This window comes from Streptomyces sp. NPDC058469 (genome assembly GCF_042721125.1).
Classification (GTDB): domain Bacteria; phylum Actinomycetota; class Actinomycetes; order Streptomycetales; family Streptomycetaceae; genus Streptomyces.
Window position 1 is genome coordinate 11992 of the sequence record NZ_JBHXME010000038.1, and the last position, 13119, is coordinate 25110.

The window sequence follows — 13119 nt, forward strand, 5'->3', positions numbered from 1 at the left end:
GGGGAGAGTACGGCGGCGTGAGGACAGCGGGACGGGCGGCGTGGGCACGGGTGTGGGATCGCGTCGCGGCGTCCGATCCCGGACTGCTGCGGCTGGCGGCCGGGCTGCGGACGGTGTGCTCGATCGCGCTCACGCTGGCCGTGCTGTCCCTGTTTCAGGCCTCGGTGCCGCATCTGGTGGCCGGGGCGATGTCGGCGATGGTGTCCACGTTCGCCATCCGCGAGAAGCAGCGCGCGCAGCAGGCGGTGACGCTCGCGCTGGGTCTGCCGGTGGCGCTGGCCTCGGTGTCGCTGAGCGCGCTGCTGAACTCGCGGGTGGTCGCCGGTGACGTCTTCTTCGTCCTGCTGATCTTCGGCGCGGTCTACAGCCGCCGGTTCGGCGACCGCGGCACGGCGCTCGGCCTGATCGGCTTCCAGATCTACTTCCTGTCCCTGTTCGTCGGCGCGACCGTCTCCGCGCTGCCGCGGCTGTACGGCGTGATCGGCGTGGCCTTCGTGTGCAGTGCGCTGGTGCGGTTCGCGCTGGTGCCGGAGACGCCCACGGGGACGCTGGACCGGCTGCGGCGGGCGTTCCGGGCGCGGTTCGCCCAACTGGTGACCGCGCAGCTCGCGTTGCTCGACGCCGGCCCCGACGACATGGAGAAGGCCCTCGACGACGTACGCGAGGGCACCGCGCGACTGCACGAGACGGCACTGCTGATCCAGGGACGGCTGGAGGACGGGACCTCCGACGAGACCGTGGCGCGGCTCGTGCAGCGCCGTATCGCCGACGCCGAGGTCGCCGCCGAACGGCTCGGGCTCCTGCTGCTGACCGCGCGCAGCACCGAGCGGGGCCACACGCTCACCCTGCATCTGCCGGGCGCTCCCGTGCCCTCCGGCGACCGGTTGCCGGTGCGGGACGAGACGACCGACACGCTGCACCGCGACCTGGAGGCACTGCGCCTGCTCGTCCTGCGGCCGTCGGGCACGGACTCGGGCACCGGGCTGGCCCATGTGCGCAACCGGCTGCTGGGCTACCGCGAGGAGGAGAACCTGCCGCCCGCCTCGGACGCCGTCCAGGACGTGTTCCGGGGCATCGGGGAGGCCGGGCGTGCGGTGCTGGGGCTGCGGATCGCCGTGGACGGGCCGCAGGACGAGTCGGAGGACACGCCCGCGACGACCCGCTCGCGCGAGGAGCTGGACGCGGAGGACGTCGCCATCGCGGGCAGCGGGGAGAGCGAGTCCGAGGACGCGGAACGCACCGGACTGCGGCGCCCGACGACACGGGCCGCGGTGCAGGTGGCGGTGGGGTCGTCGCTGGCCATCATCGGCGGCGAGTTCCTGTCGAGTCAGCGCTGGTACTGGGCGGTGCTGACCTGCTGGATCGTGTTCCTCAACACCTCGTCCACCGGCGAGATCCTCGTCAAGGGCTACCGGCGGCTGCTGGGCACGGTCCTGGGTGTCGTGGCCGGTATCGGTCTCGCGGGCCTTGTCGGGCACCACACGTGGACGGCGTTCGCGCTGGTGCTGCTGTTCATCTTCGCGATGTTCTACACGGCACCGCTGTCGTACACCCTGATGTCGTTCTTCGTCACCGCGATGCTGGGCCTGCTCTACACGCTGCTGCACACCTACAGCGCGTCGGTGCTGGTGCTGCGGGTCGAGGAGACGGCGCTCGGCGCGGTCTGCGGGGTGGTCGCGGCGGCGCTGGTGCTGCCGGTGCACACGGACCGCCGTACGAACGAACTGCTCGGCACCGTGCTGGAGCGGCTCACGGACGTCACCGAGGCCGCCGTGGACCAGCTCAGCGGCGGGGCCGCGGCCGAACTGCTCGACAAGGCACGGGACTTGGACCAGGCGCTGGCCGACCTGAGCGCCTCGACGCAGCCGCTGACGCATCCGATCACGCCGTTGCGGGCGCGCCGGGACACGGCCCGGTACGTCGTCGCGCTGCTGGAGACCTGCGCGTATCACGCGCGGTATCTGGCGGCGACCGCCGAGCTGCTGCCCACGCATCCGTCGATAGCGGCCGATCCCCGGCTGCGTGAGGCGGGTCGCCGGATCGTGCACAACATCGGGGTGATCGGCGCGTACGTCGCCGACGGGGACGGGGATGGCGTCGGCGAGATCGAGACCGGGCCGAGTATCGCGTCCCTGCTGCGGCCCGGGACGCCCGGGACCCCGCGCTACGGGCGGGTCACCGACCGCGTGCTGCGGCATCTGCAGCGCCTCGACGAGGCCGTGGTCGGCCTGGCCCGGCCGCTCGACGTACCGATCGCGGCACCGGCGCGGTGAACTCCGCACGTCGGGGTAGGTGAGAGACATGGCTGATGTCGTGGATTCGGACGAACTGTTGCGGCGCATCCAGCGGGCCCGGGCCTTCGCCGCCCAGGAGGTGCACACGTGGTCGCAACAGGGCGACGCCGTGAGGGAGGTGGCCTACGAGGTCGTCCTGCGGGTGCTGGACGAGATCGTGGACCCCGGTCGGCATGTCACGAAGTGAAACCGGTCACGCGACCGGTTGAGTTGGGTACGAAATGCCCGTGGATGGTTTACGGTTCATTCATACGTGGTCTCGGAGTCGACCGTACCGTCCTCCGGCGCCACCGCTTACGGCCCTGGCTGGTCTCCCCCGTCCAGCCAGGGCTTTTTCATGCCCGATTCCGGTCCCCGAGGTGCCCGGGACGTCGGCAGAGGCTGAAATGGGCGTAGGGAGAATTCCGGATCCGCTGCCGGCGAGGAGCCCTGTGTCATGACCCAAGCGATAAAACTGCTGACCGCCCTGCCCCAGACCCAGCGCGAACGGCTGATGGAGCTCGCGCAGGAGGTCTCGTTCGCCGAGGACTCCAGGATCTTCGAGGCGGACGGCACGGCCGACCGCTTCTGGGTCGTCCGCTCCGGCGCCGTCTCGCTCGACCAGCAGGTCACCCCGCAGCAGCGGGTCACCGTGGCCACCCTCGGCGCGGGCGACCTGCTCGGCTGGTCGTGGCTGTTCCCGCCGTACAAGTGGGACTTCGGCGCGGAGGCGTTCAGTGCCGTGCGGGCCTACGAGTTCGACGCGGCGGCCGTCCTCGCCCTGTGTGTGGAGGATCCACTGCTCGGGCTGTCCCTGGTCCGGATCGTCGCGGAGATCCTCGCGCACCGGCTGGCGATGACCCGCAGCAAGCTGATGGAGCACTACGCGCTCCATCGGCCCGTCTGAGGTCAGATGCGGTAGCGGCGCAGCGCCGGGACCGTGGCGGCCAGGGTCAGCATGATGACGATGACCAGGATGCCGCCGCCGGCGACCGCCGTACGCGGGCCGAGGGCCGACCCGGCCGTGCCGTGCAGGACGTCGGCGAGCCGTGGGCCGCCGGCCACCACGACGGTGAAGACGCCCTGCATACGGCCGCGCATCTCGTCGGTGGCTGCGGACAGCAGGATCGCCCCGCGGAACACCATGGAGACCATGTCGGCGACTCCGGCGGCGGCCAGGAACACCACGCCGATCCACAGATTGCTGCTCAGCCCGAAGCCGGTGATGGCAGCGCCCCAGGCGACGACCGCGCCGATCACCATCCAGCCGTGCCGCCGCGCCCGCGAGAAGGTGCCGGAGAACAGTCCGCCGACCACCGCCCCGATGGGGATCGCCGCGAACAGCATGCCCAGCGCGAGGCCCTCGCCGTAGGGCGCGTAGGTCTGGGCGGCGAGCTGCGGGAACAGGGCGCGGGGCATGCCGAAGACCATCGCGATGATGTCGGCGAGGAAGGACAGCAGCAGGACCTTGTGCAGCGAGATGTAGCGGAAGCCGGCGGCGACCTCGCGCCAGCCCGCGCGGCGCGGTGTCGCGGACGCCAGGGGCGGCAGCGAGGGCAGCCGGACGACCGCCCAGAGCGTGACGCACAGGGCCAGCGCGTCGATGAGATACAGCTCGGGCAGGCCGATGACCGGGATGAGGGCACCCGCGAGGAGCGGCCCGAGGACCTGCCCCGTCTGCATGACGGTCGAGCCGAGGGCGTTGGCCGCGGGCAGCTGCTCGGCGGAGACCAGGCGGGCGATGGAGGCGTTGCGGGCGGGCGCGTTGAGGCCCCAGAAGGCCTGCTGCATCGCGAGCAGCACCATGAGCGCGGTCACCGAGTTGAGCCCGGTGGCCGCCTGGACCCAGAACAGCACCGAGGTCACGGCTATGCCGCTGTTGGTGATCAGGAGCAGTTTGCGGCGGTCCATGCTGTCGGCGATCGCGCCGCCCCACAGCGCGAACACGATGAGCGGCAGCAGGCCGGCCATGCTGGCGGCGCCGACCCAGGCGGAGGAGCCGGTGATGTCGTAGATCTGCTTGGGTACGGCGACGGCGGTGAGCTGGCTGCCGACGGCCGTGACGATGGTCGAGGACCACAGGCGGCGGTAGGCGGGGATGCGCAGCGGGCGGGTGTCCATCGCCCAGCGTCGCCAGCCGCGCCGGGGGCCTGTCGCCGGTTCCCGGTCCTTCTCCGACTCGGGTTCCGTGCCGCTGTCGGTGCTCTCGCTCGTGTCCACTGGCGTCCTGGTTGCTCGCTACATCTTTCGGCCGGGGTTCACTATCGCAGCACCGGCTGTGCCTGCCGAATCCGCCATCTCACGCTCCGGCCACGAGCGTTGCGCCGAGACCGATCATCGTCGCGGCGACCAGACCGTCCAGGACCCGCCAGGCCGAGGGCTTGGCGAGGAAGCGGCTGAGCAGGCGGGCGCCGAAGCCGAGCGCGGTGAACCAGCACAGGCTGGCGCAGACGGCGCCGAGTCCGAAGGTCCAGCGCAGCGGGCCGCGGTCGGCGGCGATGGAGCCGAGCAGGAACACGGTGTCCAGGTAGACGTGCGGGTTGAGCCAGGTCATCGCCAGGCAGGTGAGGACGGCCCGGCGGCGCGAGCCGACCGCCTCGCCCTCGGCGTGCAGGGCGGCGGGGCGGAAGACCCGGCGGGCGGCGAGGACGCCGTAGACGAGCAGGAACGCGCCGCCGATCAGGCCGACCGCCTTGAGCGCGCCCGGCCAGGCGACCACGACCGCGCCGACCCCGCCGACGCCCAGCGCGATGAGGAGCGCGTCGGACAGGGCGCAGATGCCGACCACGGCGAGGACCGCGTCGCGGCGGATGCCCTGGCGCAGGACGAAGGCGTTCTGGGCGCCGATGGCGACGATGAGCGAGAGGCCGGTGCCGAAGCCGGCGGCCGCGGCGGAGAGAGCGTTGGTCACGCCCTCGACGCTAGGGACACCGGGATCAGGAGTACAGCTAAAGATTCTTACGTAACATTAGCGCTCGTGATGGTTTCGGAGCTTCCCCTCGATCAGGTACGGACGCTGCTCGCGGTGGTGGACGAGGGCACGTTCGACGCGGCGGCCTCCGCGCTGCATGTGACGCCCTCGGCGGTCAGCCAGCGCGTGAAGGCCCTGGAACAGCGCACCGGCCGGGTCCTCCTGCTGCGCACCAAGCCGGTGCGGACGACCGAGTCCGGCGAGGTGGTCGTACGGTTCGCCCGCCAGCTGGCCCGACTGGAACGGGACGCGCGCGCCGAGCTGGGGCTGAGCGGGGCCGGCGAGCCGACCCGGGTGTCGGTCGCGGTGAACGCCGACTCGCTGGCCACCTGGTTCCTGGGCGCGCTCACCCGCGTCCCGCGCGAACTCAGGGTCTGCTTCGAGCTCCGCCGCGAGGACGAGGACCACACGGCCGCGCTGCTCCGCGAGGGCCTGGTGATGGCGGCGGTGACCTCGTCACCGGACGCCGTGCCGGGCTGCTCGGTGCGGGCGCTGGGGCGGATGCGCTATCTCCCGGTCGCGAGCCCGGAGTTCAGGGAGACATGTCTCGGAGGCCCGCTGCGGGACGCGCTGACCGAGGCGCCGGTGATCACCTTCGACCGGCGGGACGACTTCCAGGACGCCTTCGTACGGCGGCTGGGGCGGGGGCAGGGCGGCGCGAGTGCGGTACGGCATCTCGTGCCGACCTCGGAGGGGTTCGTCGAGGCCGTCGCCGCCGGGCTGGGGTGGGGCATGGTGCCGGAGATGCAGGCCGCCGAGCTGCTGAGCGCCGGGCGGCTGGTGAACTTCGCGCCGGAGCGGTCGGTCGACGTACCGCTGTACTGGCAGCAGTGGAAGCTGGACTCGCCGGCGCTCGCGGCCGTGGCGGCGGCGGTCACGGGGACGGCGGCGGAGGCGTTGCGGGGTTAGCCAGTCGGAGGGCGGCGCTGTCCAGCAGCATCTCCAGGGCCGTCGGATACGCGCTGTCGACCATGCGGGCCGCCAGGAGCGGGGCCGCCTCGGCGATGCGGGGGTGGGTGGTGCGGGGCAGGCGGGCGTAGGTCGAGCGCCACATGTCCTCGTCGGCGCGCAGGGCCGCGCTCGGCAGGGCCAGGGACGCGGCGTCGAGGGCGGCGAAGGCCAGGGTCTGGTCGATGAACGCGTGGTAGATCCGCACGGTGTCCGGCAACGGGAACCCGGCCGTGCGCAGGACGTCCAACACGGCCTCGTCGGCGGCCAGTTCGTTGGCCCGGCCGGTGACCCGGCTCGCGGTGAGCTGGGCGGCCTGCGGGTGGGCGACGTACGCGGCGTGGATGCGCAGGCCGATCGCGCGCAGGTCCGCCCGCCACTCCCCCGTCGGCTGCCAGCCCCGCAGCGCCTGCCCGACGAGGGCGTCGCCGATGGCCAGGGTCAGCTCGTCCATGCCGCGGAAGTAGCGGTAGAGCGTGCTGGGGTCGGCGTCGAGCGCGAGGCCCAGGCGGCGGGCGGTGAGACCGGCGCTGCCGTGTTCGCGCAGCATGCGCAGGGCCGTGTCGACGATCAACTGCTCGGACAGGACGGTGCCGCTCTTGGTGGGACGGCGCCGTCGCCGTTTCTCCTCGGACACCACCGGTTTCGGCATCGCGGGCCTCCTTGAGCGTCCCTGTGCGTCCATGCGCGTCCTTATGCCAACGACATTGACCTTATCCGCGCGACCGGCGTTGTATCTCGGGCAGGGTCCGCTGACGTTCGTAGTTCGGCAGAGATATCGGCAGTGAAGGAGTTCTTGCCATGCGTGTACTGCTCGTGGGAGCCGGTGGCGTGGGTACCGCGGTCACCCGGATCGCGGCCCGGCGTCCGTTCTTCGACGCGATGGTGGTCGCCGACTACGACCTCTCCCGGGCCGAGGCCGCGGTCGCCGCGCTCGGGACGGACGGCGCCCGGTTCCGCGCCGAGCGGCTGGACGCGAGCGACGAGGGGGCCGTCGTGGCGGCGCTGCGCGCGCACGAGTGCGATGTCCTGCTGAACGCGACCGACCCGCGCTTCGTCCTGCCCCTGTTCCGCGCGGCGCGTGCCGCCGGGGCCGACTACCTCGACATGGCGATGTCGTTGTCCCGGCCGCATCCCGAGCGGCCGTACGAGGAGTGCGGGGTCAAGCTCGGGGACGCGCAGTTCGCCGAGGCGGCCGACTGGGAGAAGGCGGGTGCCCTCGCGCTCGTCGGGATGGGTGTGGAGCCGGGACTCTCGGACGTGTTCGCGCGGTACGCGGCCGACGAACTCTTCGACGAGATCGAGGAGATCGGCATCCGCGACGGGGCGAACCTCACCGTCGACGGCTACGACTTCGCGCCCTCCTTCAGCATCTGGACCACGATCGAGGAGTGCCTGAACCCGCCGGTCGTCTACGAGGCCGACCGCGGCTGGTTCACCACGGAACCGTTCAGCGAGCCCGAGGTGTTCGACTTCCCCGAAGGCATCGGCCCGGTCGAGTGCGTGAACGTGGAGCACGAGGAGGTGCTGCTGGTGCCGCGCTGGGTCGACACGCGCCGCGTCACCTTCAAGTACGGCCTGGGCGGCGACTTCATCGAGACCCTCAAGACCCTGCACCTGCTGGGCCTGGACCGCACCGAGCCGGTCACCGTGCCGAGCACGTCGGGCCCAACTGCCGTATCGCCGAGGGATGTTGTCGCCGCCTGTCTGCCCGACCCCGCGACACTGGGCGACCGTATGCACGGCAAGACCTGCGCGGGCACGTGGGTGCGCGGCACGAAGGACGGGGCGCCGCGCGAGGTGTACCTCTACCACGTGGTCGACAACCAGTGGTCGATGGCGGAGTACGGCTCCCAGGCGGTGGTCTGGCAGACGGCGATCAACCCGGTGATCGCCCTGGAGTTGCTGGCCACGGGGGCGTGGACCGGCTCGGGCGTGCTGGGGCCGGAGGCGTTCCCGGCCGGTCCGTTCCTTGATCTGCTGACGGCGTACGGGTCGCCGTGGGGCCTCCGGGAACAGTGACAGCGCTCAACTCACATGCGACGGCGGTGAGTTGAGTGAGCGTCAATTATCCTCCGACAGCGGGGCGTTGAACAGGCGTCAATCCCCCTCCGGCGCTCCGGAGTTGGGCAGGCGCAGCGTGAACACGGAACCGGCGCCGGGTTCGCTGGCCGCCTCCACCGTGCCGTTGTGGGCGGCGATCAGGTCGCGGACGATGGACAGGCCGAGGCCGCTGCCTCCGGTGCGGCGGCTGCGGGACTGGTCGGCGCGCCAGAAACGCTCGAAGACGTGCGCGAGGTCCTCGGGCGCGATGCCCGTGCCGGTGTCGGCGACGGTCAGGACGACGTCGTCACCGTCACGCCACGCGGCCAGCGTGACGGTGCCGTCGACGGGCGTGTGGCGCAGGGCGTTGGACACGAGGTTGCCGAGGACCTGGCGCATGCGGACCGGATCCGCCTCCAGCCAGAGGGAGCTGTCCGTCCTGCCGGTCAGGGCGACCCCGGCCGTGTCGGCGGAGACGCGGTACGCGGCGACGACCTGGTCGACGAGGTCCTCGACGCGCACGGGTTCACGGTGCAGGCGCAGGGTGCCGGCGTCGGCGGCGGCGAGGTCCTGGAGGTCGTCGATGACCCGCTGGAGGACCATCGCCTCCTCGTGCAGGGAGCCGAGCAGTGCCGGGTCGGGTTCGACGAGGCCGTCCCGGGTGACCTCCAGCCAGCCGCGGATGTTGGTGAGGGGGCTGCGCAGTTCATGGGCGATGTCGCTGACCATGGCCTTGCGCTGGGCCTCCATGCGTTCGCGGCGTTCGGTGAGGTCGTTGAACGCCTCGGCCAGGATGCCGGTCTCGTCCCTGGTCTTCACCGGCACCCGGACGTGCAGCTCCGGCGGCTGCTGGGCCGCCTCGGTCAGCGCGCGCAGGGGTCGTACCAGCCGGGTCGCGACCACGGCCGTGACGAGGACGGTGAGGGCGAGGACCGCGGCGGCGGCGCCGACGACCTTGGCCTTGTTCGCTGGGGAGACGTCGAAGCGGGGGGCGGTGGTGTCCCCGCCGCCCAGGAACAGTTCGGCCACCGGCGCGACGTAGGGGTCGAGTTGGGCACGGCGGGCGCTGTCGGTGCAGGCCTGCGCCTTTCGTATGTCGGCCGCGTCGCCCAGCTTGTTGTACGCGCCCGTGATGTAGCGGGAGCCGAGGCTCTTGTCGGAGATGTCGACCCCGAAGTACGGGACCTTGAAGTTCACGCCTCCCCGCACCATGCAGGGTTGGGCGCTCACGATCAGGTTCTTCAACGCCTTCTCTTCGGTGATGGTCGGGGTGTTGAGCTTCCCGTCGGCGCACGGCTCCGGCACAGAGTCATTGGCGTTGTTGCCGTCCGCGTCGGTGAGGACGGGACGGCCGCTCGGCGTCATCGTGATGGTCGTGTCGATTCCGCTCTGTCTGAAGCACGCCTGGCGGTCCTTGGCCAGCTTCGCCAGCCGGGCCCGCTCGTTCGCGGTCAGCCGGTACGGCCCGACGACCCGGGGGTCGAGGCCGCTGAGCTGAGCGCCGGGCTCGGTGTACGTGTCGGTGTGCAGGGGGTCGACGTTCGCGGCGGCGCGGGGCGGCAGTGAGGTGCCGTGCGGTGCGGAGTCGGCGATGAGGGTGCGGTCGGAGGTGGTGAGGGCGATGCGGCGGCCCATCTTCTTCGACAGTGCGCGGACGGCGGGTGCGACGCCCTTCCACTCGGGGTGCGTCGCGGCGTATCCGCTGAGCTGCGCGAGGATGCGCATGTCGTCCGCGAGGTCCTGGCCCTGTTCCTCCTGGATGGCCCGGGTGGTGGTCTCCACCGCCAGCCAGGCCGTCGCCCCGACCGAGCAGAGCGCGATCAGCACGGTGGCGACGAGCAGCCGGACCAGGAGCCGCTTGCGCAGCGGTATCCGGGGCCTCACGCGCGACCGCCGCGCAGCTTGTAGCCGACGCCGAACACGGTCAGCAGCCGGACCGGCCGCCGCGGGTCGGCCTCGATCTTCCGGCGCAGGTTCATGATGTGGACGTCGACGGCCCGTTCCGTGGACGCCCGGTCGAGGCCCCGGGTGTACTGGAGCAACTGCCGCCGGGAGAAGACCCGTTCGGGCTCGGCGGTCATCGCCAGCAGGATCTCGAACTCGGCCGGCGTGCAGTCCACCGGCGCCCCGTCGCAGCGCACCTCGTGCCGTACCGCGTCGACGGACAGTCCCGCCGCCCGTACGACGGTGTCCTCCTGCCGGTCCTCGGTGGTCCGGCCGCTGCGCCGCAGGACCGTGCGGATGCGGGCCATCAGCTCGCGCGGGCTGTAGGGCTTGGTCATGTAGTCGTCGGCGCCGAGTTCCAGGCCGAGCAGGACGTCGTCCTCGGTGGAGCGGGCGGTGAGCATCAGGACGGGGATGTCGTCCTCGCCGCGCAGCACCCGGCACACCCCGAAGCCGTCGATCACCGGCAGCATGAGGTCGAGCACCACGAGGTCGGGTCTGAGTTTCCGGGCCGCCGCGATGGCGGCGGCACCGTCATGGACCACGGTCGCGGTGTGGCCTTCCGTCAGCAGGGAGCGTCGTATCAGCTCGGCCTGCATCTCGTCGTCCTCGGCGACCAGCACATGTGCGCACACCTGGCGGATCCTAAGCGGTCAGTGGCCGAGGGCGGCGGCGTCGCCCATGACGACGACCGGATGCCGGGCCGGGTCCAGGGTACGCAGGAGTTCCTCCATGTGGTCCTCGGCGATGCTGACGCAGCCGTGGGTGGGGCCGCCGTGGTCGACGTGGATCCAGATGCCACCGCCGCGCGAGGAGCCGAGGGGGCGGGTCCAGTCGAGGGGTGAAGTGCCCGGCTGCCGGTTGTAGTTGATGGCGATCACGTAGTCGAAGGACCCTGCAAGGGGTTCGCCCTCGAAGCCGGTGCCGGGTGAGACGAAGCCCGTCCCTTGGTCGTACGACAGCTTGGTGCCGGGGTCCTTGAGCAGTCCGCCCGCGTCGGTGAGCGAATAGACACCGATCGGCGAGCGCAGGTCACCGGCCATGTGGTGGTTGGACCAGCCCTTGAGCGCGTTGTGCGCGGCCCAGCTGGCGGTCTGCTCCCAGCCGTCGTCGGTGCGCTCGTACAGGGCGACGGTGGAGAGGGGCGAGTCCTCGCCCCGGCCGGTGACCAGGACGACCTGCTCGGTGCCGGCCGGTATGCGGGCCAGCATCTTGGGCCCCACGCCCGGCAGTTGCCGGGGAGCCGCCTCGGCGGATATCTCCGACGAGGGCGACGGCGCGGACGAGGAGGCGGGAGAGGGGGCGGACGCGTGGTCCGTCGCCGCCACCGCACCGCCGCCGCATCCCGTGAGAAGAAGGGATGCGGCGACCAGTGCGACCGAGGGAATACGAGTGATCATGAGTCGACGATGACCGACACATGTGAGGAACTCGTCAGCTCCTACGGCTTGGCCGGCTTGCCTTTCGTGTAGAGCCAGTTGTGGAAGAGGACGTCCAGCTTCTTCCCCGACTTCTGCTCCGCAAGGCTGATGAACTGTGCGGTGGTTCCGTGCCCGTAGCGGTGTGCGCCCGCCCAGGCCCGCAGGACCGCGAAGAAGGTCTTGTCGCCTACGGCCAGGCGCAGTTCGTGCAGCGCCATGGCCCCGCGGGCGTACACCGGGGTGCCGAAGATGTTGGCGCCGCTGCCCGGGTCGCCGGGCGGGAACGCCCACAGGCCGTCGGTCGCCTTGCGGGCGTACAGCGCGTCGAAGGTCTGCTGGGCGGTCTTGCCACCGTGCTGCTCGCTGTAGAGCCACTCCGCGTAGGTCGCGAAGCCCTCGTTGAGCCAGATGTCCTTCCAGGCGGTGAGGGACACGGAGTCCCCGAACCACTGGTGGGCGTTCTCGTGCACGAGGGTGCTGAGGTCCGGCGCCGAGTCGTAGATCGGCCGCCCCTGCGTCTCCAGCGCGTACCCCACGTCCGGCGCGTGGTCGACGATCGACCCGGCCGAGCGGAACGGATACGGCCCGAACAGCTTGCTCTCCCACTCCAGGACGGAGGGCAGCTTCTTCAACACGGGCGCGGCGGCGGCGACTTCACGGGGGTCGACGGCGTTGTACACCTTGACGCCGTCGCGGGTGGTGTACTGCTCGACCTTGAACTTCCCGACCGTCGCCGTGGCGAGATAGGCGGCCATCGGCTCCGGCGCGTGCCAGCGGAACGTGGTCTTCCCGTGGACGGTCTTCTGCCCGAGGAGCACGCCGTTGGCGACCGCGGTGCGCCCCTGCGGGACCGTGATCGTGAAGTCGTACGACGACTTGTCCTTGGGGTGGCTGTTCGCCGGGAACCAGGTCATCGCGCCCTGCGGCTCGCCGGCCACGAAGGCGCCGTCGTCGGTGGTGATCCAGCCGTCGGCCGAGCCGTCCGGGTCGGTGACCTGCTTGGGGATGCCGTTGTAGGTGACGGTGACCTGGAACCGCTCTCCCTTGCGCACGGCCCGGCGCGGGGTGACGACGAGTTCCTGTCCGTCGCGGCGGAAGTCCGCCTTGGCACGGTCGACGGTGAGACCGGTGACCTTGAGGCCCTTGAAGTCGAGGTCGAAGCGGGTGAGTTTCTCGGTGGCGCGCGCGGTGAGGACCGCCTTGCCGTCGAGGTGGCGACTCGTCGGGTCGTAACGGAGCGTCAGACCGTAGTGGGCGACGTGGTAGCCGCCGTTCCCGGAGAGCGGGAAGTACGGGTCTCCCGCGCCGGCCGAACCGATCGTCGTGGCACCGGCGGGCGCGGCGGACGCGAGCAGGGCCGCGAGGGCGACGGGGACGGTGGCCACGACTGCGCTGCGGCGGAGGACAGCGGTGCGTCTTGTGGACTGCTGCCGGACTTGCGTCACATGCGCTCCTACAGGGTGAGGGGGGTTGATCATCCGCCTCAGAGACTAGGCCGCGGACTCCCTCGAAATCCCTC

General features: G+C 71.3%; 12 protein-coding genes. 5 read left to right on the plus strand and 7 right to left on the minus strand.

Annotated features, from left to right (window positions below; translation table 11 throughout):
• Positions 1-17 precede the first annotated feature (17 nt).
• From ACFWP5_RS18625 to ACFWP5_RS18635, 3 genes are all read left to right on the plus strand, one after another.
• Complete coding sequence (locus tag ACFWP5_RS18625) at positions 18-2273, plus strand: FUSC family protein (protein WP_384157124.1); 2256 nt, start codon at positions 18-20, stop codon at positions 2271-2273.
• A gap of 28 nt (positions 2274-2301) precedes the next feature.
• Entirely contained in the window at positions 2302-2481 is a 180-nt protein-coding gene (locus tag ACFWP5_RS18630; protein WP_384157127.1) for a hypothetical protein, read from the plus strand.
• A gap of 249 nt (positions 2482-2730) precedes the next feature.
• Positions 2731-3180, plus strand: a complete 450-nt coding sequence (locus ACFWP5_RS18635) for a cyclic nucleotide-binding domain-containing protein (RefSeq protein ID WP_384157129.1) — start codon at positions 2731-2733, stop codon at positions 3178-3180.
• Between the two features lie 2 nt (positions 3181-3182).
• Here the strand turns inward: ACFWP5_RS18635 and ACFWP5_RS18640 are convergent, their stop codons facing one another.
• Both ACFWP5_RS18640 and ACFWP5_RS18645 read right to left on the minus strand, forming a co-directional pair.
• Entirely contained in the window at positions 3183-4493 is a 1311-nt protein-coding gene (locus ACFWP5_RS18640) for an MFS transporter (protein ID WP_384157132.1), read from the minus strand.
• 79 nt (positions 4494-4572) lie between these two features.
• Positions 4573-5184, minus strand: coding sequence for a LysE/ArgO family amino acid transporter (locus ACFWP5_RS18645; RefSeq protein WP_384157135.1), 612 nt, complete (start codon positions 5182-5184; stop codon positions 4573-4575).
• 69 nt (positions 5185-5253) lie between these two features.
• Between ACFWP5_RS18645 and ACFWP5_RS18650 the strand changes: the two genes are divergently transcribed.
• Positions 5254-6153 carry a LysR family transcriptional regulator ArgP gene (locus tag ACFWP5_RS18650; RefSeq protein WP_384157268.1) on the plus strand — a complete coding sequence of 300 codons (900 nt, stop codon included), beginning with the start codon at positions 5254-5256 and terminating at the stop codon, positions 6151-6153.
• Here ACFWP5_RS18650 and ACFWP5_RS18655 read toward each other — a convergent pair.
• Positions 6119-6844, minus strand: coding sequence for a TetR/AcrR family transcriptional regulator (locus tag ACFWP5_RS18655; RefSeq protein ID WP_384157138.1), 726 nt, complete (start codon positions 6842-6844; stop codon positions 6119-6121). The genes ACFWP5_RS18650 and ACFWP5_RS18655 overlap by 35 nt on opposite strands.
• A gap of 149 nt (positions 6845-6993) precedes the next feature.
• Between ACFWP5_RS18655 and ACFWP5_RS18660 the strand changes: the two genes are divergently transcribed.
• Positions 6994-8214 (plus strand): saccharopine dehydrogenase family protein, encoded by a 1221-nt coding sequence (locus ACFWP5_RS18660; protein WP_384157141.1) that lies wholly within the window; start codon positions 6994-6996, stop codon positions 8212-8214.
• Between the two features lie 78 nt (positions 8215-8292).
• On the opposite strand, the gene ACFWP5_RS18665 is transcribed toward ACFWP5_RS18660, so the two are convergent.
• Genes ACFWP5_RS18665 through ACFWP5_RS18680 form a run of 4 tightly spaced genes read right to left on the minus strand, consistent with a single transcriptional unit; the run spans position 8293 to position 13078 of the window.
• Positions 8293-10119 carry a sensor histidine kinase gene (locus ACFWP5_RS18665; protein ID WP_384157143.1) on the minus strand — a complete coding sequence of 609 codons (1827 nt, stop codon included), beginning with the start codon at positions 10117-10119 and terminating at the stop codon, positions 8293-8295.
• Positions 10116-10814 carry a response regulator gene (locus tag ACFWP5_RS18670; protein ID WP_384157146.1) on the minus strand — a complete coding sequence of 233 codons (699 nt, stop codon included), beginning with the start codon at positions 10812-10814 and terminating at the stop codon, positions 10116-10118. The genes ACFWP5_RS18665 and ACFWP5_RS18670 overlap by 4 nt, the downstream gene beginning before the upstream one ends.
• 18 nt (positions 10815-10832) lie before the next feature.
• Complete coding sequence (locus ACFWP5_RS18675) at positions 10833-11579, minus strand: L,D-transpeptidase family protein (protein WP_384157149.1); 747 nt, start codon at positions 11577-11579, stop codon at positions 10833-10835.
• 41 nt (positions 11580-11620) lie between these two features.
• Positions 11621-13078 carry a M1 family metallopeptidase gene (locus ACFWP5_RS18680; RefSeq protein ID WP_384157152.1) on the minus strand — a complete coding sequence of 486 codons (1458 nt, stop codon included), beginning with the start codon at positions 13076-13078 and terminating at the stop codon, positions 11621-11623.
• Positions 13079-13119: the final 41 nt, after the last annotated feature.